A 1,272-nucleotide genomic window follows, 5' to 3' on the forward strand; every position below is an offset into this window, starting at 1 on the left:
AGTTTTTTCGGTTTTGTGAAGTCACTGAATTAATTGCTAATATCAGAATTATAAATGTTATTATTTTTTTCATTTTACATTATTGCCAACGGTCTCGGCTATGAGTAGTTGCGTGGTTTAGCACTTAACTTTGCAAGTACACACCAAACTGAAAATCCGCGAGGATTTTCAGAAGTAGACGAGAACAAGCAATTACTTATAGCCATTGTTGTGCGTTCGTTTTTTATTCAAATTGTTGTTTATTAATTATTCCTTCGTACCTCAAATTTTCAAAGGTTTGCTTTAGTTTTAATCCATTTTCTTTAGCAACTTGTATTTGTATATCACTTCTGATTTTGCTAACCACATCTTTTAAATTCTTCTCTACCTCCTCTTTATCAGAACCTTTTATGGTCGACAAGTGCTTTTGTATTTCTTTGGTTAGATTATTTTTAACTCTTTCATTAGTCTTTTCATTAATTAGCTTAAGAGATTTTTGAACATCTTCTCTTGTTTTATCAGTCGCTTTAAGCAGATAAATACATTCATCGAAATCTGGATTTAGAGTATAATCTTTATCGATACTTATGGTTTGACTAACGTGAAGTTTTACTGAAAACAATTCCGAACCTAAACTTGAATCGAAATTTGTTCCAGTTCCATCTTTTTCCAATTGGAATATTGTATCTCGATAATAAACATTTAAGATGTATAATCCACCTAAAGCACGTATTAAATGTTTTAAGTTTCCTTTCTTTAAATTTTTGCCTCTATTGTGTTTTACAGCTTGATATGCTTTTAGCCAATCAGAAGAACTAGAACCTCTTTTATTTGCTTTTTTTAATGGATTAAGCACTTTATTATCATCAATTTCAAAATATAAATTGGGTGATGAAACGAAAATTACTTTCTTACTCAATTTCCATTTATCTTCTAAAAGCTGGATACAATCAGTATCAAAAAATAAATCTTTGTCATCGTCTTTTTCTCCACCATTTGCAAAATAAAGTTCCTTTGAAATAGATTCAACTTCTACAACTGTTCGTATTAGTAATTCGGTTATTTTAATTGAATAAATTTTAAGTTGCTCGTCATTTATATGAATTAAATTCGATAAGCTAACAAGCTCTCGTTCAAGATTTCTGTAAACTGAAGAATATAAATTATTGTTCATTTTTGAATGAGTGGTTAAATGACGCACAACGGTTTGCATATGAAAAGTTGCGGGTTGAAATGCGCGGACTTGTTCGCCGCAACTTTTGCTTTCTTAAAAGTAAAAAATTTCGAGCAATG

The 1,272-nt window shown here is 30.2% G+C and carries 1 protein-coding gene; it reads right to left on the bottom strand.

What is annotated here, in order from left to right:
* Positions 1 to 223: 223 nt before the first annotated feature.
* Positions 224 to 1,192, bottom strand: coding sequence for a hypothetical protein (locus BUB82_RS11655; RefSeq protein ID WP_073193799.1), 969 nt, complete (start codon positions 1,190 to 1,192; stop codon positions 224 to 226).
* Positions 1,193 to 1,272: the final 80 nt, after the last annotated feature.

Source organism: Psychroflexus salarius (assembly GCF_900129035.1).
Taxonomy (GTDB): Bacteria; Bacteroidota; Bacteroidia; order Flavobacteriales; family Flavobacteriaceae; genus Psychroflexus; species Psychroflexus salarius.